A 23,457-nucleotide genomic window follows, 5' to 3' on the forward strand; every position below is an offset into this window, starting at 1 on the left:
GTAGAATCTTGCTTTTGGATAACTGTTTTTTGTTTTGAAGATAGTGGATTTAAATCAACTGGATTACGAAAAAAGGCTCTAATATAATTTTGAGACCTATCAATCTACCGTGGAATGTCTTTTCACTTACTTCCCTCCATTATTAAGCCTTATCGGATAAACTATTCAAGCCTTTTGCGTCATCTAAAGTGTCTTTACCGCTAGTGTATTTGGCAGGCAGGCTATGGTTTTAATGAGTAAATTATTGCTTTAAAACCTTCAGCCATGAAAAAGAACTTATTCTGTAGTACGCTTATTTGCTTAGGCCTTCTACTATCATCGGGCTTATTCGCCCAAAAAACCAATTTTACAATTGAAGATGCCATCAACGTAAAGTCGTTAGGCAGCCAGACCCTTTCTCCAAATGGTCAATTTCTGGCGGGTACTATTTCTGATGGTCGAAGTCGGTTCGGTACCGACCATTTTAGATTTCGTGACCCAAGCTACTTAAGAACGAGTGAAGGCGAATTAGTAATTATAGATACGAACACGGGCGTTGAAACCCGGCCGTTTACTAGCCCTGTGATGATAACAGGCTTACAATGGACTGATGATGCTGGAAAGCTTCTTTTCTTTCAGCAAAAAGGAGAAAAAATGACCATTGCTTACTATGATATGAAGAGCAAGAAAGTGAATGAAGTAAAAATAAAGGACAGTAGATTGCTGGCCACGAGTAATGGCATGGAACTGTTGCCAAATGGAGATGAGGTGATTGTTGGTATGAGAAAAGAGAGTTGGATGGAAACAGCCATGGCAGAATACAAGGAAGCCACCGAAGGACCGATTGTTGTTTATGATGGCAATGCACCTTTTTTGAAGTGGGACAAAATTAATGTAACCAACGGGCTAACAGAAATTGTAAAAGTGAGTTTAAAGTCGGGTAAAGTTGAAAATGTATTACCTGAATCTGACTACGGTGGACTAAAAGTAGATGCTGAAGGACAGTACCTGACGTACTCAGAAAGTTTCCCATTAAAAACCACTTATGATAGAAGTGAGGGTGGAACAGAATATCAGGCGGGATTTAAAGCGTTATCCTCCACTAGTGATCCAACGATATTTTATAAGCGCACAAAAAAGCGCAGGTCTTTCAATTGGGATGATGACGGTAGTCAGTTTGTCTGGGCGGATTCTGGCAACGTGTACTTACAAACTATTGAAGCGTTTGGAAAAAATGATCCGATTAACCTCACTAAAGGCAAAGCTTATGAAGATAAAGAGAAGAAGAAAGAGGTGAAATTTTCCGTAATGCGATGGCATCCACAAGGTGAAAAGCTTTTGCTGAGTTCAAGCAAAGGCTGGTGGACAATAGATAATAATGGTGAAAACCTTAAAATGGTGTATGCATTACCTGAAGACAAAGAAGAAAAGAAAAATGCACCCAATAGAAGCGTAGTGAAATGGTCTGAAGATGGAAATTACCTCTATGTGAGCTATTCCGAAAAAGACAAATGGAATCGTGGTATTCAGCGCTATAATATCAATAGCGGACAGTTTGAGAACTTGATGAGCAACAGCAATCTATACAATGGTTGGCGTTTTGCCGATGAAGGAAACACTGTGGTATACAGCAAATCTGATGGCGATTATCCTTCTAATGTCTATGTAAACAAACTTGATTTCAATTCAGAAAAGCAATTGACCAACCTTAACCCTTGGGTTGCCAATAAAAAATGGACTAAGACTGAATTGATCTCCTACCGAGATGCAGATGGTGTTGAGCTTCAAGGCATTCTATATTATCCAGTGGATTACGACCCGAATAAAAAGTACCCTTTAGTGCTCGAGGTATATGAGACTTTCTTTGACAACGGTTACCGTTCCAGTCTAAACTTGCTTGCGAACCAAGGCTATTTTGGTTTAAGACCTTCTGTGGATTTAGAGCAGGGATATCCGGGAGAAGCTTGGCTAAAAGGGGTGACTTCGGCCATTAATAAATTGGTCGATGAAGGAAAAGTAGACAATGATAAGGTAGGTATTCAAGGTACCAGTTATGGTGGTTATGCAGCTTCATTGCTCATCACTCAAACCGATAGATTTGCTGCGGCAATCAATATTTCAGGTAAGGTGAATATCATCAGTTTCTTGGGTGATAGCCCTAAAATTGGCACTAGAAACTATGCTGCTGCTGAAAATGGACAAGACAGAATCGGTGGATCGTTTTGGGACGAACCATTAAAGTATTTTCAAACTACAGCCGTGTATTATGCAGATAGAATTACCACACCACATTTACTGCTTACTGGCGAGGGCGATTGGAATGTGCCAGGCACTAATACTCGTGAGCTCTATTACGCCATGCGTAGGCTAGGCAAAGATGTAACTTGGGTTAACTATATGAATGGCGGACATGGTGCAGGTGGAGCTAGTAATGAAAGCGATTATCATGACCAGTGGAATAGGATTTTCGCTTTCTACGAAAAGCATTTCAATCCAAAAGAAGAAAAGAAAGAAGGTGATGCCATAGAAGCAGGGCAGGGGAATTAATCAAGAGACTTCCACCACTGACCGTAAGGCTCTTCACCCATTACTACTACCTCGCCAATTTGCGGGGTAGTGTTTTTTTGATCCAATCGTTTTGCCTCGGCCATGCAACGTTCAATAGGGTCTTTCCAAGTATGTAAAGACAGCGGAAAACCTGCCCAATGGACAGGCATCATGATGTTAGATTTTGAATCTAGTGCCGCCTGAACCGCTTCTTCAGGGAACATATGTATGGCATGCCAGCGCTCGTTGTATTGGCCGCATTCCACAAAAGACCAATCAAAAGGCCCTAATTTATCACCTACAGTTTTAAAGTGATCGCTTTCACCGCTATCGCCTGTCCAGTAAATGGAATTTTTGGATGTTTTAAAAACCCAGCCTCCCCAAAGTGATTTAGCTCGATCGGTTAGGCCACGACCAGAGAAGTGACGGGAAGGAGTGAAGGTCAAGGAAATTCCTTTGAACTCAATATGGTCCCACCAGTCGAATTCAGTGATTTGATTGCTTGAAACGCCCCAAGCCTCTAAATGTCGTGCCACACCCAAAGCCACAAACCAAGTGTTTACTTTAGACTTGAGCTTCTTGATACTTGCCAAATCAAGGTGATCGTAATGGTCGTGGGTTAGCAGTATTGCGTCTAGTTGTGGTAATTGGTCAATGATGGCTAAAGTGTTTTCGCTAAACCGTTTGGTTTTGAAAGGCGCTATGGGCGAAGTGTCAGGCCCAAGCATAGGATCGATAAGGATATTCTTTCCATCTAATTGCAGTAACACTACTGAATGCCCATACCAAACAAATTTTGGCTTTTCTGGATCGCTTTTCCATTTAGAATTGTCGAATGGTATGACGGGAATGGGCTGTTTTGGCTTACGCAAATGACTGTCCGTAAACTGCTCCTTCATTAAACCAATCATGGAACTGAAGCTCATGTCCATTTCGGTAAGGGTTTCGTTTACGAATTTCTTACCATCCCATTGCTTGGATTGGGCATAACGAGCCTTATGTGCTTGAGTAATCTTGCCTCCAAATTGTGGGTTGAAATTGAGAAAGAGCAGAAAGGCAATAATTAGGGTAGCAAGAATAACGAGTAGGAGCATAAGCTAACGCTAACTGAAAAGAGTACGTAAGGGTTTCCTAAACACTGAATTCAATGGTTATTTTAAATAATCAAGTGTATTAGCCATTTCGAATTTAGGGCTTCTTTCCAGTAATTCCCTTAAAAATGATGCATGAGCCGCACCCATAAGGATGAACACTCGGTCATCTTTAACCAATGGGATTCGGTTGAGGTTCGAGTAGATCCTTAAATTTCTTTGATAGAATTTAGCGGCTTCATCTGCACCTTCAAAGCCATCTTCAGTGCCAACATACAGCAGATTATCCGCATTGATGTTGATATTGAAATCGAGGGTTTTTGGATGGTTATAAAACCTCAGCTTTTCTAAAAGCGATAGGTGATCAAAGTTTTTATCAAGCTCAGCCAACTCGGGTGAATCTTTGAACGGGTTGTTCATGTAATCTCTGTAGGTGGCCGAATCGATGGTATTGACGATTTGCTCTCCGATCAAGTAGTTATAATCCATGTAACTGTCGATTCCATATAACTGAGCCACATTATTGAGTCTAGCTACATCAAAAGCCACCATGCTTTTTTCTCCATAATTGGTGTTCAATTGGGATGGATCTTTTAGGTATTCCTGATAAGCCTGATTGATTTCTTTATCGTATTGAGGATGATTTTCGATACAAATAATGGTGGGTTTAAACTCGGACAGCATTTTGGAAAGGGCACGAATTTCCTCCTGTATTTTACGGTCATCTTCATCAAAATCTACCTTGTTGGCATCTGAGGTATAGCCAAAATGAAAGGTGGCCACATTCAGTACTTTGATTTTACCTAATGTCTCTTGTGTTGCCTCAGTCCGTGTTTCAAGGATTTTCTTTTGGTCGCAACCTAATAGGGCTATAAATAGCAGCGACAATAATAGGGTAGTTGCTTTACGCATAAAATGCTAAGATTTGATCTAGTTCAATTTTGCGCGGAAGATCTTGAAATTCCTTCATGAACCAATGATATGGAATGAATAAAGTTGGTCGCGCAGTGGTTAATTGATCTCCAATTTGGTTTTCAAAAAGTCAATTGATCGCTGCAGAGCTAAAGTGCTGGCAGCACCATCTGCACCGCTTACTTTTCTGTCAAAACCATGATCTACGTTTTCGTAATTGTACACAGTGGATGTTCCGCCTCCATTATTTCCCACGGTTTCTACCATACAATTGGAGTTTGGCGTAAGCGAATCATCGGAAGGAAGATGGATGATAAAGTCAGTATAGGTTTGGAAAAAGCTCGTTCCGCTACAAGGGTTACCATAGTAACTGTTGTGAAATGAACCAGGATAATACATCACTCCAGCGATAAAACCACCATCTGTGGGTAGAGATGCTGGAGCCTTTATTTCTGTGGTGTAAGTTGTTCCACTATAAGATTGAGACCATTCATGGCCGTTTGGTATTGCATTTGTGTTAAATAAAGTACTCTGTACGGCTGTTGCTCCATGGGAAAAACCCAAAAGCGCTACCTTGTCCGAAGTTACGATTGGGGTACCGTCTTCTCGCACCAGTTTTCTAAGTAATTCAAGGGTGCTATAAGCGTCATAATTCCTGATAAATGTGGCACTAATACCAAATTGTAATGGAGGGTTTTTCCAATCCCCTTCATTCTCAACAGTACCTCTGCCATAGTAGCTGCCGGGGAAGGCTGAAACAATTCCTTCTTGATCAAAGATGTTTTTCCATTCCTTATTCTGGCTCGATAACTCCCATTCAGTGACGGTATCGGCAGTGCCATCATTGTTTTGGTCGCTGTCTTTCCAATTTCCACCCGAGCCATGTAAAACCACAGTTGCAGGCAATGAATTAGACGATGATGAAGGAAAAGAAATAAAAACAGGCAAAGAGAAATTATCCACTGAGGTGACAAAAAGTACAGTGTCTTGAGTAGTCGCTGGAATGACTATTTTCCCTGAGAGATCAATGGGATCAGTGTTTTTCGCATCCTTACATGAGGCGAGTAGACAAATGAATAGTGCGTAAAGATAGACTTTCGGGATGCTAATGAATTGATTTTTCATTGACTGTATATGTGATTTTCAAGGCAAAGTTATTGAAAATATAGATTAGACCGTTGATAAATAAATCTAGGCGTCAGAAGGTTATGGCGGTTTTGGTGTTGGATTATCCGAGGTCTCGGAGATTTCGGCCTAATCTAACTATGCTTTGTTTTGTCCCGTAAGGGCAAAACACTCTATAAAGGATTTGTCTCGTCCCTACAGGACTATGATTAAGATGTAGGTTTCACCCTTCGTTATGTTATTGCGCCCTTTCAGGGCTAGGCCAAGCTGAATGCTTGAGGAAAAGGAAAGCCCCAGCGGGGCGGTTTGTAGCACAAAGAAATATATACAGTGCATTATGGCTCAAATGAAAACTCCGACACCTCGGAGAGTCAGTTCAAGGCCTCAGAAGTCAAGCACTGACGGATGCTTTCGGTTTCGCCTAAATTACTTTATCTAAGTTTCTCAAAAGGAGCAAGGGCTCAACACTCAGCATGACGGTGATTTTCTATGACTAAAGTTAAAGATTTAGATACTCTGATGGTGAGAACCAAGCCTATCTCAGGAATTGGTTTTATCATCCACCAAGAAACAAGCTTTTAAGAAAGCCCGTTTCCTGATAACTGATAACTGATAACTGATAACTGATAACTGATAACTACCTCCCCCCAGTCTTCTCAATCGTCAAAGTTCTATTTTTCTTCTCAAGGGCTTTGTTGAATTCCTCGATATCGTTTTCCTTGATTTGCTCGAATTGCTTAACAGCGTTTTGCAGGCGTTCATTCAAGATTTCAGAAACTTCTCCTTGCTGATTAGTAGGTTTGAAATCGATACCGCTGCCGTTAATATCGCTGGCCAGAGCACTTAATCTACCGTAAAGTTTCATCGGAGAACGGAAGGCATCTTCACGTGCTCCTGTCAAATGGATGTCGTAAAGTTTGCTCGCGATCTCTTCAGCAATAGCTTTCAGACGAATGGCCTCTTTCTGGATTTTCTTATCGCTTTCTTCGGCAATAATGGCCTCCAATTCGCTACGCAAAACTTCCACCGCATTAATACTGCTCACTGCAATGTTCATGGCATCGCGCAGTTGTAAAGAAAAGTCCACTTGCGCTTGAATATCGGCTATGGTACCTTCAGAGAATGGGTCTTTCAGCACATTGAATTCTTGGACGATCTCCTTTTGCAGGTTATCGTTGTTGTCCATCATTTTAAGCACCGCTCTGTATTTGCCTGGCACTACCCTTGGCCCCAACTGACCAGCATTCAAGTCTAAATCCCAAGTAGTCAGCGGACGCCAGCCTTCACCATTCAATTGCACCCAAGGACGGCCAGGAGGCTGTGTTCTCAGTTGTGGACGGTATGTAGATTCGTACCTGAGGTTCCATACCGTTCGGTTTACACCTGCATTTTTAGACGGTTCCATGGTGCGGATCACATCTCCATTCATTGACTGAATTTCCAATAGCAGTTGACCATCATGTTTCTGCGGTAAATAGTAATTGATGATGGCGCCATTAGGTGGGTTTTGCCCCGAATTATTGCTTGGCCCATCGGTTTTAATACTTTCTCTTGAATTGAAACGGTAAGTGTCGCGCATTTCAAAAACTTGAGGTTCGCTGCCCAGTTTGTCTGCGTTACGGATAGCGCCAAGGTCGTCTAAAATGTAATACCCCCGACCGTAAGTGCCTACCACCAAATCGTCAAAACGCTCTTGCACTTCCATCCAATACACTGGGGCAGGAGGTAGGTTGTTTCTCAATCGTGCCCAAGTCTTTCCATCGTTATGGCTGATGTAAATTCCCTTATCGATGCCCGCGTAAAGCATTCCTTCACGTTTAGGGTCTTCCTTCACTACATGCACAAAACTTGATTCCGACTTTGGAATTCCATCCGAAATTTTCGTCCAAGTCTTACCGTAATCGGCTGTTTTATAAATGTATGGATCGAAATCACCCATTTGGTGAAGGTCAACCGAAATGTAAGCCGTAGCTGCGTTGTATTTAGAAGGCTGAATATTGGCAATGGTGCCCCAAGCTGGCAAGCCTTTGATATTGGCCGTTAAGTTCGTCCAGTTTTTTCCAGCATCACGGGTCAGTTGCACTTGGCCGTCATTCGTTCCTACCCAGATTAAACCCGCTTCTAAAGGCGATTCTTCAATGGCGAAAAGGGTAGCTCCATCAAATGTCATCAAGTTGTCAATGGCCACGCCACCAGAACTTTCTTGGTGGCTTTTATCATTCAATGTCAAATCCGGACTAATGATTTGCCAACTTTGTCCGCCATCGTCAGATTGGTGTACAAACTGACTTCCGACATACACTCTACTTTTTACATGGGTTGAAAAACTCAATGGGAAGTTCCAATGCCAGCGGTATTTCATGTCTTTTGGTGCCCAGCCATAACCTGCTTCTGGCCAAACGCGCACTTCTCTGGAATAGCCAGTACGTAAATCATGTCTTTCCAAACCACCGTCATAACAACCCGACCAAACAATATTATTGTCATTCGGATCTGGTTTCGCGAAGCCACTTTCGCAACCTCCAACGCCTTTCCATAAACCCAATGGAATGTAGCCTTGAAGCGAATTGCTTGGTCCCATATAAGACCAGCCATCCTGACGATTTCCGAATACATTATATGGAACTTGGTCATCCACAGATACGTGATACATCTGAGCGATTGGTAAAACCACACGCTGGAATGAACGGCCATGATCTAAAGTGATACTTGCGCCTCCATCATGGGCTACCATCATTCTATCTGGGTTGGTCGGGTCAATCCACATGTCGTGATTATCACCACCACCGCTCGGAGGCCTTCTTACTCTGGTTTTACCGCCATCTAGCGATTGCACAAAACGTACACTCAGCGAGTAAACTTCATCTGGGTTTCCTGTGCCCACTGCAATTCTGGTATAATAAGGCGCACGCTCGTTCCAATCATGGTCCTGACTCATCAAAGTCCATGTTTCGCCTTTGTTATCCGATCTCCAAAGCTCTGGACTGTTGATTTCAAATAGGGCATACACCACATTTGGATTGCTATAAGAAACAGCCACTGCGGTTTTTCCCACAGGTCTTTTTTCTCCTCCAGGAAGACCTTTCAAATTCATTGGCTCCCAAGTGTCGCCACCATCCATAGAACGGTAAATTCCACCACCGTTACCACCGCTGTTCAAGCCCCACGAATTGATGTGCACTGACCACATGGCGGCATAGAGAATGTTCGGGTTTTTAGGATCAATGGCCAGGTCCGAAGCTCCTGTGTTTTCGTCAACAAAAAGTACACGCTCCCAAGTATCACCACTATTATTACTGCGGTAAATACCTCGTTCTTGCTGCGGACCATAAGTATGGCCTAAAGAAGCGGCATAAATTATCTTTGGATTGGTGGGGTGAACAATTACTCGACCAATACGACCGGTTTTTTCTAAGCCTTTGTGCTCCCAAGTTCTGCCAGCGTCTGGCGAAAAGTAAATACCGTTGCCCATGGCGTGAGCTGGACGAATAACGAAGGTTTCACCCGTTCCTACCCAAACTTGCTTAGGATCGGTAGGAGCTAAGGCAACGGAGCCAATAGAGGAAATGTCTTGATTATCGAAGATAGGACGCCAGTTAAGACCTCCGTTTTCAGTTTTCCATAGTCCGCCAGAAGCTGCACCAATGTAATTGACCATGGGATTGCCCGGTTCGCCAGCAATGGCAATGGCTCGGTTGCCTTCTGGGCCAATAAAACGAAAGCGTTGTGATCCGAATTGGTCATCGAGGCTGGTTTGAGCCGAAATGAACAGTGGAGCGATAAAAAGTAAGGCTAAAAGAATGAGTTTGTTGGTACGCATAGTTATGGTTGTTTCTTCAGCAAAAGATAGAAAATAATATCAGGATGAACTGCCTGAAATTTATTTGTGGTGAAATATGGGGTTCGGATTCATTTATATTAAATTATTTATTGTTGACTTCGAAACCTTGTTCGATTGTTTTTCCATTTACGGTGAATAGGAGCGTATATTTTCCTCGAGGGATAAACTGGTCAAAATTGACAAAATAGGGTTGATCGCTTTCTACAGATTTAAGAATCAAATCCCAGCGATACTGATTAATTCCTTTTTCGCCAGTAAGCTCTTTCGTCCAGATAATTTCCTCTTTTCCATCCTTAATCATCAAACTAACTTTTGCCGCAGCAGGTAAATAATAACTGATTGCGGTTCTGGTGAGTGTTTCATAATCAGGGTTTCGATGTGTATCACCATAAGCAGGTCTTTTAAAAGGGGGTAAGTCAAAAAGAAAGGCTGATTGGTTGTTTTTAGGCATTTCATGCACAGGTTTTAAGTTTACCTTATACAATCCACGGCCATGCGTAGCCACCACCAAATCCATGCTTTTTCTATTGATTTCTAAATCGCCCACCGCTACTGCTGGTAGATTTTTGCCTAAAATGGACCATGAATTACCCCTGTCAGTTGAAATGTACACACCACGATAAAGGCCAGCATAAAGAATGTTTTCATTGATGGGGTCTTCTAAAATTACATTGGTAATTTCATTGGGTAGGTTGCTCATGATCGGTTTCCAGTTGGCACCATAATCTTCCGAAACATAGAGGTAAGTGTTCAAATCGTCATAATTCAAGCCTGTAAGCGCCACGTAAACCCTAGAGGCTTTGAACTGCGAAGGCATAATGCTGCGGATGTAATTATTGGGTAAACCCATGGAATGTTCCTCCCAATTTTTGCCGTCATCTTTACTCACCCAAAAAGCACCTTTGTCGGTGCCCATGTACAAGAGTCCTTTCTTAAATTTCGATTCCACTAAAGCACCTGCAGCTACAGACTTCTTTTGTGCATCAGCCGAAACCCCTAAATCTCCACTTATTACTTCCCAGCTGTCTCCCCTGTCAATACTTTTAAAAACGAAGTTTCCAGCATGGTAAAGCGTTTTATTATCATGTGGAGAAATGAAATAGGGTGCTACAAAGTTGAATTCAAGATTTCCTGAATGTTCTCTGGGGAGTCGTGGTCTGATGGAAACTGAAGTTCCAGCTGCCATGTCCTTCCTTCTGGCGGCTCCATTTTGCATGCTGAAATAGACCGTATTGGGGTCGGTTGGATCTACACAAGTGACACAGCCATCGCCACCACTCCAAGCATCTACCCAAATGTATTTCCAGTCTTTATAATAGCGTGGGTCATATTCCGATGACGGCCCGTAAACGCTGGCATCGTCTTGCACACCGCCATAAATCATATAAGGCTCTTGTTCGTCTAATGAAATGTCGTAGAATTCTCCTGCCGGAATATTGTTGTGATGAAGCCAGTTTTTGCCCTTGTCATAGGTGGTGTATAGGCCACCATCATTCACCAAAGCCATATGGTTCGGGTTGGTCGGGTTGATCCACATTTCGCAATGATCGAGGTGCAAAGGATCGGCTGCGCTAGGAAAGAGGTGATAGACATCGCCACCCACATAATCGAAACTTTTACCTCCATTGGTACTGTGAGCCACTCTTGGCCCGAGGCCGTAAATTTCATCATCATTTTGTGGATTTACATACATGTCCGCAAAATACCAGCCGATGGTGGAGAAGAAAGGAAGTCCCTTTTCATGTGTCATTTTCCAGTTTTTGCCACCATCTATACTTTGAAAGAACTTGCCAGCACCTTCACTCTCGGCTCTATTTCTATGGTCCATTAAGGCGTAAACCTTATCGGGATTGGTGTATGAAACGGCCAAGCCAATTCGCCCCACATTGGCATCTTGAATCATTCCGTTGGTTGCCTTTTTCCATGTTTTTCCAGCATCTTCACTTTTATACACTCCGCTGCCTAATCCATTTACTTCTGGACTGTGTTGCCACATGGAAGCGTACATGATGTTCGGGTTTGAAGGTGAAATTACAATGTCATTTCCTCCAGTCTGGTCATTGACATAAAGTACATGTTCCCATGTTTTTCCACCGTCTTCCGTTCTATAAATTCCTCTTTCAGCATTGTCAGACCAGAATTTACCCAACACTGCAACCAATGCGATATCTGGATTAGTAGGGTGAATAGCGATTTCTCCAATGTGCCACGAGTTGGTGAGGCCAAGGTGTTTCCAGGTTTCTCCAGCATCATCAGACCGATAAACGCCTGTGCCCGGCATGGTGAAGTTTCTAGGTTTTTTGAGGCTTTCTCCAGTGCCTAAATAGAGGATATTTGGGTTGGAAGGAGCGAGGGCTACATCTCCAATTCCTAAAGCGGCTTGATTTTCAAAAATGGGTTTCCAAGTCAATCCGTTGTTGATAGATTTCCAAAGATTTCCAGAACCAAAAGCCACATACATCGTCCCCGGATTTGCAGGGTCAACCTGAATGGCATCTGCTCTTGCTGAGTTAATCGTTGGACCGATTTGAATCCATTCTAGACCAAGTTCCGTGTTGGCTTTCATGTTTTGATAATCCTTGAATGAATCCATTAAGGGGTTTTGGCTTTGCTGTGCGCTTAATGGTAAAAGCAAAAAAAAATGCAGCGCAATTGAAGCTGCGATAGCGTAAAGTCTTTTCATATCGAACTTTTGTATGCCTCAAAATACACAAAACATAATTCAGCTTGCATTAAAGATTGACCGATGGTGAAATGAATTTTTTATCTTTATGTTTCAATAAGATCCTTCACTTCGTTCAGGATGAGAAAGAGGGGCGTATATGATTCTTAACTGTCAGGCTAAATATCAAAATATGAAACGACTCTATCTTTTACTCACACTTTTTTGCTTGTCATTTTCACTGTCAGCGCAATACGGAAACGGGCGATACACTTTCGTTTTCCTGAATACGAACCCCAACAAAACTGAAATTTCTCAGGCTGCAGTAGATTCTTTACAAGCGGGGCATATGAACAATATCAATCGCTTAGTGAAGGAGAGGAAGATGATTGCCGCAGGGCCATTCTATACAGGAGGTGGGGTTTTCTTATTCGATACCAATATGGAAGAAACGCAAACCATTCTTAGTTCCGATCCTGCCATTGCCGCTGATCGTTATATTTTGGAGGTTTTTCCTACCGACCCGATTCCGCATAATGATGTAAAGAAAACACTTTGTACGATTTGGGATAAGAATGAAGCTGATGTAGAAATGGCAACCAATTATTATTTTGTTCGGTACAAATCCAATAAGGAGGATGAAAATGTTGCCGCTGTTAAGACCAACCGTTTCACCGAAAATTTGATCAGGTCCGTTTCCAAGAAAAATGGACGAAATACCATCATAGGAGCTTTAAACCTCAATGATAATGAAGGTCAATTGATTTTTTATCAGTCGGATATTGAAGGAGGGATAGAGACAGATTTTGCCGCACATGAGCTGGTAAAAACGGGTTTAATGACTTATGAACACAGTCAAATTTATTTTCCGAAGGGAGTGTTTTGCGAAAAATGAAATTGAAAATTCTTTGATTAGAAAAACAATCTACTTTCCTTTGAGCCAACAATGAGAGCAAATACTATTATTATCACCCAAATTATTACTGTCGTGAAAACATGATGGGAGGGGATGATATAGTTTAAAATATCGAGAGCCTTTCCCCACCGGAAAGGCTTTTTTTATGTCCTCCTGAACTTGTTTCAGGATCAGTTTGGATTGAAAAAATAAGCATAGATGTTAAAGTACACAGTTATTATTACAGTAGTCATTATTACCACCCGGACGGGGTGAAATAGGATACTATTGTCAATGCATTAGAAGCCTTTTTCACCCCGTGAGAAGGGCTTTTTTTATGCCTGAATGTCAAAATTGGCCCCTAAAAATGCTCAGAAAGCAGGATGTTGAAATTGTAAGTAGCGGTAATGTAAAGTGTTGATTTATAGTGTTTATGAAAAATAATGACGGTATAAAGAGATTGTAGAAGAAGAGAAATTCAAAACCAGAATGAAAAAGAACCTAGATAATTTTAAACCATAAAATGATGTATTACGGATCAAATACCACAGTTTTTTTAGATGGTCAGTGGCTGAAAGCCTCAGAGGCCAGCGCTAGTTTGTACAACCAAAGTATGCACTACGGAAGTGGTGTATTCGAAGGCATTCGGGCATACGATGTCGATGGATCTCCATCAGTATTCAAAGCTGAAGCGCACTATGAAAGATTGCTGAGTTCAGCGGCTGCCATGCACATGCCTTTTGATTATTCAGTAGATGAATTGACCGCGCTGACTTATGAGTTGCTCGAAAGAAATCAGCTGACTGACGCCTATATCCGCCCCTTGATTTATTTGGGTGAAAACATGGGTTTAGGCCCGGTGGATCAATCTCATTTGTTTCTCTGCGCTTGGGAATGGGGGCGATACTTAGGTGATAAAAGCCTGAATGTAATGGTTTCTTCCTACGAAAGACCGAATCCTCGTTCTGTGCCTGTTGCAGCCAAAGTGACGGGTCATTATACCAACTCCATTTTAGCCACTACCGAAGCCAAGCGCAAAGGCTTTGATGAGGCTTTGCTTTTGGATGAAAATGGCTCTGTGGCCGAAGGCAGTGGTGCCAACTTCTTCTTTGAACAAGATAAAGTGCTCTACACACCGCCATTGGGGAATATTCTTCCAGGAATCACAAGAGAAACCGTAATGGAGATTGCCAGAGAACTAGGGTGCGAGGTAGTGGAAGCCTATTTTCCTCCGGAAAAAGTGAAGGGCACGGATGGTGCCTTCTTTACTGGAACAGCGGTAGAAGTAGCCGGAATTGGTTTGCTCGATGGCAACCCTTTTCGCTTGCCTTGGGAAGAAACTATCGGTTTTCAAGTATCGAAAGTCTATCAAAACTTAGTACGTCAGCTTTCAAAAACACAATTAGTAAATACCTGATGGAACTCAATAAATACAGTAAAAGACTCACGCAAGACGAAACCCAACCTGCTTCGCAAGCCATGCTTTATGGCGTTGGTCTATCAGAGGCCGATATGGAAAAAGCGCAAGTAGGAATTGTGAGCATGGGCTATGATGGTAACACCTGCAATATGCACTTGAATCAATTAGCAAGTCAGGTCAAAGCAAGCGTTTGGAATAATGATTTGGTGGGGCTGATTTATCACACCATAGGCGTCAGCGATGGCATCGCGAACGGCACCGAAGGCATGCGCTATTCATTGGTTTCAAGAGAAATCATCGCTGATTCCATTGAAGCGGTGGCTGGTGCGCATTATTACGATGCCATTATTGCGGTGGCCGGCTGTGATAAGAACATGCCAGGCTCGGTGATTGCGATGGCACGACTCAACCGACCTTCTATTATGCTATATGGAGGCACCATTGCCTCAGGCTGCTATAAGGACAAAAAACTGAATATTGTTTCTTCATTTGAAGCCTTGGGAGAACGTTTTTCTGGGAATATATCGGATGAAGATTATAAGGGAGTGATTAAGAATTCTTGCCCTGGAGCCGGAGCTTGTGGTGGAATGTACACGGCCAATACGATGTCATCTGCTATAGAAGCGTTGGGGATGTCATTGCCTTTTAGTGCTTCAAACCCTGCAGTAAGTGGCGTGAAGAATCAGGAGTGCGAAGCCATTGGCAAAGCGATTAAGAACCTTCTTGAACTGGATTTGAAGCCCAAAGACATTATGACCAAAAAGTCATTCGAAAATGCAATTCGGGTAGTGATTGTTTTGGGTGGCTCGACCAATGCCGTAATGCATTTGTTGGCCATGGCCAAAAGCATTGATGTTGATTTGACACTGGCTGATTTCCAGCGACTATCCGATACCACTCCGCTCTTAGGGGATTTGAAACCTAGTGGGAAGTACTTGATGGAAGATCTTTTCCAAGTAGGCGGAGTGCCTGCTGTTATGAAATACATGCTAGAAAAAGGCATGCTTCATGGAGATTGTATGACTGTAACAGGCAAAACTGTAGCCGAGAACTTGGCTGATGTTCCTTCATTGAGTTCAGATCAGCAAGTAATCCGTCCAATTGAAAACCCAATAAAACCGCAAGGCCATCTGCAAATGCTTTTTGGCAATTTGGCCGAAGGAGGAGCTGTTGCGAAAATCACAGGGAAAGAAGGCGAAAGATTCGAAGGTAAAGCCATTGTTTACGACAACGAATTTTTGGCAATTCAAGGAATTAGGGAAGGAAAAGTAAAAGCGGGCCATGTAGTGGTCATTCGGTACGAAGGGCCAAAAGGTGGACCAGGAATGCCTGAAATGCTCAAGCCAACTGCCGCCATTATGGGTGCTGGTTTGGGTAACTCTGTGGCCTTGATTACCGATGGCCGATTTTCTGGGGGAAGCCATGGTTTTGTGGTAGGTCACGTCACCCCAGAAGCCCAAGAAGGTGGTACTATTGCCGTGGTTCGAGATGGCGACCCGATTACTATTGATGCAATTCATAATAGAATTTCATTAGACATTCCTGCCGAAGAAATAGAAAAAAGGAAAGCAGCATGGGAAGCTCCAGTCTTAAAAGTGACCCGAGGAGCCTTGTATAAATATGCCAAAACCGTAGCCTCTGCATCAGAAGGCTGCATAACCGATCAATGATATGTATTTAGAAGCTACACTTACTCCACCAGTAAAAGAAACGATGCGTACTTCGGGCGCAGACGCTGTGCTCAGGTCATTTATTGCAGAAGATGTTGATTTGATTTTTGGCTATCCGGGTGGTGCAATTATGCCCGTTTACGATGCACTTTATCATTATCAAGAGCAGGTGCGTCATGTGTTAACGCGGCACGAGCAAGGTGCCATTCATGCCGCGCAAGGTTATGCCCGCGTAACAGGAAAAGTAGGAGTGGTGCTGGCCACTTCTGGCCCAGGTGCTACCAATTTGATTACAGGAATTGCAGATGCAATGATTGATTCAACTCCCTTGGTTTGCATCACTGGGCAAGTGGGATCGCATTTGTTGGGTACAGATGCTTTTCAAGAAATTGACATCATCAGTATTTCCATGCCAGCCACCAAATGGAACTATCAGGTAACAAAAGCCGAGCAACTACCAGAAGCCCTTTCACGTGCGTTTTACATCGCTCGTTCTGGCCGACCTGGCCCAGTTTTGATTGATATTACCAAGGATGCGCAATTTGAAATGTTTGATTTCGCTTATCGTAAATGCAAGCAAATTCGAAGCTATACTCCCGTTCCAACTTTAAATTTAAACCAAGTGGAGCACGCTGCTGATTTGATCAATTCAGCCAAGAAGCCACTGGTGGTTTTTGGGCAGGGCGTAATTTTGGGCAATGCAGAAAAGGAATTTAGGCGACTGATTGAAAAGGCCAATTTACCTGCGGCAACTACACTTTTGGGACTTTCCGCACTTCCTTCAGATCATCCTTTGCATGTGGGAATGTTGGGAATGCACGGCAATTATGCACCCAATGTCTTGACCAACGAATGTGATGTTTTGATTGCCATAGGTATGCGTTTTGATGACCGTGTTACGGGGGATTTGGACCGTTATGCGAAGCAAGCCAAGGTGATTCATTTCGATATTGATCCTTCCGAAATTAATAAGAATGTCCAAGCCGATGTAGCGGTATTGGGCGATTGCAAGGGAAGTTTGCAAGCCTTGATTCCGCTGGTGTATGAGCGATCTCATCAAAACTGGTTGCAAGAATTTGAGGCTTTAAAAGGAGTGGAACAGACAAAAGTCATTGAACAGGATTTAAAGCCAAGCAAGGGTTCAATTTCCATGGGGGAAGTAATTCATCAAGTGAACTTACAGACCTATGGCAATGCGGTTTTGGTCACGGATGTAGGACAACATCAAATGGTGGCCAGCAGGTATACACAGTTCAAACAAAGCAAAAGTAATATTACTTCTGGTGGATTGGGTACAATGGGCTTCTGTTTGCCAGCGGCATTGGGTGCTAAGCTGGGTGCGCCTGGGCGCGAAGTGATTGCCGTCATTGGTGATGGTGGTTTTCAAATGACCATTCAGGAATTGGGAACCATTTTTCAGACCAAAGCGGCCGTTAAAATTATCATTCTCAACAATTCATTTTTGGGCATGGTGCGCCAGTGGCAACAGCTCTTCTTTTATAAACGATATTCTTCCACCGAAATGGAAAATCCAGATTTTGTAGCCATCACCAAGGGCTATGGCATTGAAGGGAAATCGGTTAGTGAGAGAGAAGATTTGCCCGCTGCAATCAATGAAATGCTTCAACATAAAGGAAGTTACTTACTAGAGGTACATGTTGGCAAAGAAGATAATGTATTTCCGATGGTGCCCACGGGTGCTTCGGTGTCAGAAATCAGATTAGAATAATATGGAACAAGCATATACACTTTCAATTTTCTCAGAAAACAGTGTTGGGTTGCTGAACCGCATCACTTCCATATTGACCAGACGACATTTAAATATTGATAGCATTAATAGCTCTGAATCAGAGAGTTCAGGGATTTATCGGTTTACGATTGTGGTACGCACTACGGAGGCTCAGGTAAAGAAACTCGTGCTTCAACTTGAAAAACAAGTGGAGGTAATGAAGGCGGTTTACCATACCGATAGTGATACGGTATTTCAGGAGATCGCTTTATATAAAATATCCACAAGATCGATTTCAGAAGGAAATCTGGTAGAAAAGCTGATTCGCGATAACAATGCTCGGATACTTTCTGTGGAATCGGATTTCATGATTATAGAGAAAACGGGGCATAAAGAAGAAACGCAGGAGCTGCTCGACTTTCTGAGTCCTTATGGAGTGCTTGAATTTGTCCGTTCGGGGCGAGTTTCGGTAACGAAGCCAATGGGGGAGTTGGAAGGGATTTAGAGTGAGCGGAGAGATTGCTTCGTCAATTTCTTTGCTATCGCAAGAAATTTTCATGCGCCAACGATGAAGCTAAGGCGTAAGCGTTCGCAATGACGGCTATGGAAGTAGGAGAAGGATTTAAACAGAATTAGAAACACTAAAAACAATAATAATGGCAAAGATCAACTTTGGCGGGGTAGAAGAAAACGTAGTGACCCGCAATGAATTTCCGCTAGCAAAAGCACAAGAAGTATTATCGAACGAAACGGTTGCGGTAATCGGTTATGGCGTTCAAGGCCCTGGGCAATCGCTCAATTTGAAAGACAATGGCATTAATGTAATTGTTGGACAAAGAAAGGAATCCAAAACATGGGACAAAGCCGTGGCCGATGGCTGGGTGCCAGGAGAAACACTTTTTCCGATTGAAGAAGCACTTGAGCGAGGAACGATTATTTGTTATTTATTGTCTGATGCGGCTCAAATTGCCGTTTGGCCAACGGTGAAAAAACACCTGACTGCGGGTAAAATGCTTTATTTCTCTCATGGTTTTGGCGTGGCATACAGTGAAAAAACGGGCATTATCCCTCCAGCGGATGTTGATGTAGCATTGGTAGCACCAAAAGGTTCGGGTACTTCTTTGCGCTCACTTTTTGTGGAAGGAAAAGGATTGAATTCTTCCTTTGCCATTCACCAAGACGCCACTGGAAAAGCTAGAGATCGTGTCATTGCTTTGGGTATTGCAGTGGGTTCGGGTTACCTTTTCGAGACCACTTTTTACAAAGAAGTAACCTCTGACCTTACAGGCGAAAGAGGTACTTTGATGGGCGCAATTCAAGGTCTATTCCAAGCGCAATATGAAGTACTTCGAGCGAATGGACATTCACCATCCGAAGCTTTTAACGAAACGGTAGAAGAAGCAACGCAATCCCTTTATCCGCTTATTGCTGATAATGGTATGGATTGGATGTATGCCAATTGCTCTACTACCGCACAGCGTGGCGCTTTGGATTGGAAAGATAAATTCTATGCCGCCACCAAACCTGTTTTTGAACAGTTGTACAAGTCGGTGACGGATGGCGTTGAAGCCAAAAACTCTATCGACTCTAACTCTCAGTCAGATTACCGTGAGAAGCTTGAAGTAGAATTGGAAGCGATCCGTAATTCTGAAATGTGGCTTGCGGGTAGGGCAGTAAGAGGTTTAAGGCCTGAAAACGAAAAGGTAGTTCAGCCAGAAGAGGCTTTGGTTTAGGTTGGATTGAAAGACTGCTTTGCGCTGTCTAAGTGTGAAGTAGTCTTTTGATTCTAATAATGGTATAAGGAAGAACTAAAAATGTACAAAACCTCCCAAGCTTACTCCCCAAGCTTAGAAAATATTAAGGTAGCCCAAACGATCCTCAAAGGAATTGTTACGCACACACCCTTAATGCCCAACTTTACTTATTCAGATAAATTTGGGGCGAAAATCATGTTCAAACGTGAAGACCTTCAGGTGGTACGTTCTTACAAAATTCGTGGTGCTTACAATAAGATTAGCGGGCTTTCGGCTGAAGAAAAGGACAGTGGTGTGGTGTGCGCCAGTGCTGGAAATCACGCCCAAGGTGTAGCGCATTCTTGTCATTTGTTGAAGGTGAAAGCCACCATTTTTATGCCAGCGCCTACGCCTCGACAAAAGGTAGAGCAAGTCCGCTTTTTCGGAAAGGAGTTCGTAGAAATTGTGCTCGTTGGCGATACCTTTGACGATGCCCAAAAAGAGGCGATTTCATTCTGTAATCAGCACTCAAGCGTTTTTATTCCTCCTTTTGATGATCAAAAGGTCATTGAAGGTCAAGGAACTGTGGGCTTAGAAATTCTGGAAGATTGCGGCAGTCCGATTGACTATCTGTTTTTACCCATTGGTGGAGGCGGGTTGGCCTCTGGAGTGGCTTCTGTGTTTAAAACACTAAGTCCGCAAACGAAGATTATCGGGGTAGAACCTGCAGGTGCGCCTGCCATGAAGAACTCAATGGCTTTAGGCCAAAACACCAAACTCGACAGTATCGATAAGTTTGTAGATGGCGCAGCCGTGCAACAAGTAGGCGATTTGACCTTCGAGATTTGCCGAACGCATTTAGATGCGGTGGTGACAGTTCCCGAAGGACTGATTTGTAGCACGATGCTCGAACTGTATAACCGTGATGCCATTGTGGTAGAGCCTGCGGGTGCATTGTCTGTAGCTGCTTTGGCTCAGTTTGCGGAAGAGATCAAAGGAAAAAATGTAGTGTGTATCCTCTCTGGCTCGAATAATGATATTTCTCGTACCGAAGAAATCCGTGAGCGCTCTTTGCTCTACGAGGGATTGAAGCATTACTTCATTGTACGTTTTCCGCAAAGAGCAGGAGCATTAAAAGAGTTTTTGGTGGAAGTCCTCGGCCCAACAGATGACATCGTTCATTTTGAATACACCAAGAAGACCGCACGTGAAAAAGGGCCTGCCTTAATTGGAATTGAGCAGCAGCACAAAGCCGATTTTGATGGGCTAATGCAACGAATGAAAGAGAAGGACTTGAATTTTGAGTACCTGAATGAAAGGCCTGATTTATTCGGTTTTATCGTTTAGGGGGCTTATTTCCCTAATACAGCAACAGCATAATTTCGGTTGATCAGCTCATTGGCTGTGCCTATCACATTTTCGGTTTTGTCACTAATACTGATAAGATTGAAGCTTGATTTACTTACTAGGTCTGAAAGGTCTTGATTGTTGTAGAGCTGAAACTTCTCTTTCACAAAGGGAAGGTCCTTCATGAATTCCTTTTGCGCAAAGGCAATTACAAATGTACCATTGGGTTTCATTACTCTATAAACTTCTTCCAAGAACTGAAGTGGCTTTTTCCAGAAGTAAATGGTGTTCGCTGTCATGGCCTTATCAAATGAATTGTCTAGAAAAGGAATGGTGATGCCATCATAGCGTGTAAATTCAACCCTTTGAGGCTTTAAATTCGCCTTATTCTTAAGTTCAGCTTCGGCTTTCATGGTTTCCGATATTTCGAGGCCATAGAACTGAATGTTTTCAGCTTGTTCTAAAATTAGGGGTAGGTGGTGGCAGTTACCGTGTCCGATCTCAAGAACCTTGTTACCGCTGGCGATGGTCAAGGCTTGGATGGATGAGGTGATCATTCCTAGGTTAGTGGAATGCATGTTTTGGCCTACATCTATTCCAAATTGTCCGTTAGGGTGGCTCAACTGACTTTCTATTTCAGAGAGTTGTTCCGGTGTTAAGTTTTCCAATGTTTTGGTACGTTACAGTAAATGTTCCATTATCGATACGGAGTATTGAATAGGTGGTTTTGTTTCAATGATTCATTAATAATACAGTCATTTACCGTATCATTGAAATAGAATGACGAATTTTTCAGCCATAGTGTTAGCAGCAGGGCTTTCTTCAAGAATGGAAGGAGGGCATAAACTTCTAATGCCTATGGAAGGAAAGACCATTTTTGAACGAAGTTTGAAGTCCATTACCAAAGCTGATTTTTCAGAGATCATAGTGGTTTTGGGAAAGGAAGCGGAAAAGATCGAAAGCCTGATTTCGAAAGATGACAGGCTTAGAACAGTAATGAACCCCACTTTTGAACAAGGAATGACTTCTTCTATACAAACCGGAATTGCGGAAGCAACAGGCGATGTATATGTCATTTGCTTGGCGGATATGCCGTTTTTAACCGCAGCAGATTATAACCGTTTATTGAATCGTTTCAGGGAAGAGCATGGGAAGAATATTCTGGTACCGCTGTACAATGGACAGAAAGGAAATCCTGTATTTTTTGCCAGCGATTATAGAAAGGAAATTCTGGAGCATACCGATCCTAATGGTTGTAGCCAATTGGTCAAACGAAATACAGAAAAGGTAGACTTCTTTGAAACCAACAACCTTCGCTTTACCTTAGATATTGATACTCAAACCGATTTAGATAAGTTTACGAATGCTGAGTAAAGAGGAACTCATACGTTATAACAGGCAAATCATTCTGCCTGACTTTGGTACTGAAGGACAAGAGAAACTTAAGTCCTCCAGTGTCTTGGTGATTGGGGCAGGTGGCTTGGGGATTCCTAACCTTAGCTATTTGGCTGCAGCAGGAGTGGGGCGAATTGGATTGGTTGAGTTTGATGAAATTAGTCTTTCTAACCTGCAACGGCAGGTGATTTATAAAACCGATCAAGCGGGGGAATCAAAAGGCAAATCGGCTGTCAAGGTGATTCAAGAATTGAATCCAAATGTAAAAGTTACTCATTTTGAAACGCGACTTGATGCTGAAAATGCCTTAGCTATTATTCGAGATTTCGACTTAGTAGTAGACGGCAGCGACAACCTACCCACGCGATACTTGGTCAACGATGCCTGTGTGCTGCTGGGTAAACCTTTGGTGTATGCCGCAGTTTTTCGCTACGAAGGGCAAGTGAGTGTTTTCAATGCCCAACGAAAGGACGGTAGCCGAGGGCCAAATTACCGAGATCTTTTTCCTACTCCACCACCACCTGAAATGGTGCCTAGCTGTAACGAAGGAGGAGTATTTGGTGCACTCACTGGTATCATAGGCGCGATGCAAGCCAATGAGGCCATTAAGCTTTTAGCAGGCTTAGGGATTCGATTAGACGGTAGATTGTTTCTATTTGACAGCCAGTATTTTACCACAAGGTTTTTAAATGTTAAGTTGAATCCAGAAAACCCTGTTTCTGGTGTAAATCCTACGATTACTAAATTGATTGATTATGAAGCCTTTTGTGGCATAAGTGAAACCAAAAACGAGGGGGATGAAATCACGGTTCAGGAGTTACATCGGATGATTGAATCGGGAAACCCTCCCTTTATTTTGGATGTCCGAGAACCCTATGAATATGCCATTTCTAACCTAAAAGGGCTGAATATCCCATTGTTCGAGCTTGGAGCTGAACTTGATCAACTGTCTCAAAATGAAACAATGGTTATTCATTGCAAAAGTGGGCAACGCAGCCGAAAAGCCCTTGAACTCCTTAAAAAAGAAGGTTTCTCAAAATTAAAGAATTTGAAAGGCGGAATATTGGCTTGGCAAAAAGAGATTGATCATAGCATGGAAATCTATTGATTC

Annotated in this window: 16 protein-coding genes; 10 read left to right on the forward strand and 6 right to left on the reverse strand. The window is 42.8% G+C overall.

Annotation, left to right across the window (positions count from 1 at the left end):
- Positions 1-264: 264 nt before the first annotated feature.
- Positions 265-2,526 (forward strand): alpha/beta hydrolase family protein, encoded by a 2,262-nt coding sequence (locus tag VOI17_RS03655; RefSeq protein WP_323755885.1) that lies wholly within the window; start codon positions 265-267, stop codon positions 2,524-2,526.
- Here VOI17_RS03655 and VOI17_RS03660 read toward each other — a convergent pair.
- The 5 genes from VOI17_RS03660 to VOI17_RS03680 form a co-directional block, all read right to left on the reverse strand.
- Positions 2,523-3,620 (reverse strand): MBL fold metallo-hydrolase, encoded by a 1,098-nt coding sequence (locus VOI17_RS03660; RefSeq protein WP_323755886.1) that lies wholly within the window; start codon positions 3,618-3,620, stop codon positions 2,523-2,525. The genes VOI17_RS03655 and VOI17_RS03660 overlap by 4 nt on opposite strands.
- A gap of 57 nt (positions 3,621-3,677) precedes the next feature.
- The gene (locus tag VOI17_RS03665; RefSeq protein ID WP_323755887.1) at positions 3,678-4,529 is read right to left on the reverse strand and encodes a DUF5694 domain-containing protein; all 852 of its coding nucleotides are present in this window, start codon (positions 4,527-4,529) and stop codon (positions 3,678-3,680) included.
- A gap of 99 nt (positions 4,530-4,628) precedes the next feature.
- Positions 4,629-5,654: a hypothetical protein gene (locus VOI17_RS03670; RefSeq protein WP_323755888.1), complete on the reverse strand. Its 1,026-nt coding sequence runs from the start codon at positions 5,652-5,654 to the stop codon at positions 4,629-4,631.
- Between the two features lie 637 nt (positions 5,655-6,291).
- Positions 6,292-9,474 carry a glycosyl hydrolase gene (locus tag VOI17_RS03675; RefSeq protein ID WP_323755889.1) on the reverse strand — a complete coding sequence of 1,061 codons (3,183 nt, stop codon included), beginning with the start codon at positions 9,472-9,474 and terminating at the stop codon, positions 6,292-6,294.
- Between the two features lie 103 nt (positions 9,475-9,577).
- Entirely contained in the window at positions 9,578-12,178 is a 2,601-nt protein-coding gene (locus VOI17_RS03680) for a VPS10 domain-containing protein (RefSeq protein WP_323755890.1), read from the reverse strand.
- Between the two features lie 172 nt (positions 12,179-12,350).
- Here VOI17_RS03680 and VOI17_RS03685 point away from each other — a divergent pair, with 172 nt between their 5' ends.
- From VOI17_RS03685 to ilvA, 7 genes are all read left to right on the forward strand, one after another.
- On the forward strand, positions 12,351-13,052 hold the full coding sequence (locus tag VOI17_RS03685) for a hypothetical protein (protein WP_323755891.1): 702 nt from the start codon (positions 12,351-12,353) through the stop codon (positions 13,050-13,052).
- Positions 13,053-13,575: 523 nt separating this feature from the next.
- Complete coding sequence (locus VOI17_RS03690; RefSeq protein ID WP_323755892.1) at positions 13,576-14,469, forward strand: branched-chain amino acid transaminase; 894 nt, start codon at positions 13,576-13,578, stop codon at positions 14,467-14,469.
- On the forward strand, positions 14,469-16,142 hold the full coding sequence (gene ilvD / locus VOI17_RS03695; protein ID WP_323755893.1) for a dihydroxy-acid dehydratase: 1,674 nt from the start codon (positions 14,469-14,471) through the stop codon (positions 16,140-16,142). Before VOI17_RS03690 ends, ilvD begins: the two co-directional genes overlap by 1 nt.
- 1 nt (position 16,143) lies before the next feature.
- A complete protein-coding gene (gene ilvB, locus VOI17_RS03700; protein ID WP_323755894.1) occupies positions 16,144-17,871 on the forward strand; it encodes a biosynthetic-type acetolactate synthase large subunit in 1,728 nt (575 codons plus the stop codon).
- Position 17,872: 1 nt separating this feature from the next.
- Positions 17,873-18,376, forward strand: a complete 504-nt coding sequence (ilvN, locus tag VOI17_RS03705) for an acetolactate synthase small subunit (RefSeq protein ID WP_323755895.1) — start codon at positions 17,873-17,875, stop codon at positions 18,374-18,376.
- A gap of 151 nt (positions 18,377-18,527) precedes the next feature.
- On the forward strand, positions 18,528-19,604 hold the full coding sequence (gene ilvC / locus VOI17_RS03710; protein WP_323755896.1) for a ketol-acid reductoisomerase: 1,077 nt from the start codon (positions 18,528-18,530) through the stop codon (positions 19,602-19,604).
- An 81-nt stretch (positions 19,605-19,685) separates the two neighbouring features.
- On the forward strand, positions 19,686-20,951 hold the full coding sequence (gene ilvA, locus VOI17_RS03715) for a threonine ammonia-lyase (protein WP_323755897.1): 1,266 nt from the start codon (positions 19,686-19,688) through the stop codon (positions 20,949-20,951).
- 5 nt (positions 20,952-20,956) lie between these two features.
- Here ilvA and VOI17_RS03720 read toward each other — a convergent pair whose 3' ends face one another.
- On the reverse strand, positions 20,957-21,619 hold the full coding sequence (locus tag VOI17_RS03720) for a class I SAM-dependent methyltransferase (RefSeq protein WP_323755898.1): 663 nt from the start codon (positions 21,617-21,619) through the stop codon (positions 20,957-20,959).
- 112 nt (positions 21,620-21,731) lie between these two features.
- On the opposite strand from VOI17_RS03720, the gene VOI17_RS03725 reads away from it, so the two are divergent.
- Together VOI17_RS03725 and moeB are read left to right on the forward strand one after the other, a co-directional pair.
- Positions 21,732-22,325 carry a nucleotidyltransferase family protein gene (locus VOI17_RS03725; protein ID WP_323755899.1) on the forward strand — a complete coding sequence of 198 codons (594 nt, stop codon included), beginning with the start codon at positions 21,732-21,734 and terminating at the stop codon, positions 22,323-22,325.
- Entirely contained in the window at positions 22,315-23,454 is a 1,140-nt protein-coding gene (moeB, locus tag VOI17_RS03730) for a molybdopterin-synthase adenylyltransferase MoeB (protein ID WP_323755900.1), read from the forward strand. Before VOI17_RS03725 ends, moeB begins: the two co-directional genes overlap by 11 nt.
- Positions 23,455-23,457: the final 3 nt, after the last annotated feature.

It is taken from the genome of Roseivirga sp. (genome assembly GCF_034669765.1).
Classification (GTDB): Bacteria; Bacteroidota; Bacteroidia; order Cytophagales; family Cyclobacteriaceae; genus Roseivirga.

Excerpts from the sequence above, each read along its gene's own strand:
- VOI17_RS03690 (WP_323755892.1), top strand. The coding sequence starts at position 13,576 with ATGATGTATTACGGATCAAATACCACAGTTTTTTTAGATGGTCAGTGG.
- ilvN (WP_323755895.1), top strand. The coding sequence starts at position 17,873 with ATGGAACAAGCATATACACTTTCAATTTTCTCAGAAAACAGTGTTGGG.
- VOI17_RS03725 (WP_323755899.1), top strand. The coding sequence starts at position 21,732 with ATGACGAATTTTTCAGCCATAGTGTTAGCAGCAGGGCTTTCTTCAAGA.
- moeB (WP_323755900.1), top strand. The coding sequence starts at position 22,315 with ATGCTGAGTAAAGAGGAACTCATACGTTATAACAGGCAAATCATTCTG.
- ilvA (WP_323755897.1), top strand. The coding sequence starts at position 19,686 with ATGTACAAAACCTCCCAAGCTTACTCCCCAAGCTTAGAAAATATTAAG.
- ilvB (WP_323755894.1), top strand. The coding sequence starts at position 16,144 with ATGTATTTAGAAGCTACACTTACTCCACCAGTAAAAGAAACGATGCGT.
- VOI17_RS03675 (WP_323755889.1), bottom strand. The coding sequence starts at position 9,474 with ATGCGTACCAACAAACTCATTCTTTTAGCCTTACTTTTTATCGCTCCA.
- VOI17_RS03685 (WP_323755891.1), top strand. The coding sequence starts at position 12,351 with ATGAAACGACTCTATCTTTTACTCACACTTTTTTGCTTGTCATTTTCA.
- ilvC (WP_323755896.1), top strand. The coding sequence starts at position 18,528 with ATGGCAAAGATCAACTTTGGCGGGGTAGAAGAAAACGTAGTGACCCGC.
- VOI17_RS03680 (WP_323755890.1), bottom strand. The coding sequence starts at position 12,178 with ATGAAAAGACTTTACGCTATCGCAGCTTCAATTGCGCTGCATTTTTTT.
- VOI17_RS03660 (WP_323755886.1), bottom strand. The coding sequence starts at position 3,620 with ATGCTCCTACTCGTTATTCTTGCTACCCTAATTATTGCCTTTCTGCTC.
- VOI17_RS03670 (WP_323755888.1), bottom strand. The coding sequence starts at position 5,654 with ATGAAAAATCAATTCATTAGCATCCCGAAAGTCTATCTTTACGCACTA.
- VOI17_RS03655 (WP_323755885.1), top strand. The coding sequence starts at position 265 with ATGAAAAAGAACTTATTCTGTAGTACGCTTATTTGCTTAGGCCTTCTA.
- VOI17_RS03665 (WP_323755887.1), bottom strand. The coding sequence starts at position 4,529 with ATGCGTAAAGCAACTACCCTATTATTGTCGCTGCTATTTATAGCCCTA.
- ilvD (WP_323755893.1), top strand. The coding sequence starts at position 14,469 with ATGGAACTCAATAAATACAGTAAAAGACTCACGCAAGACGAAACCCAA.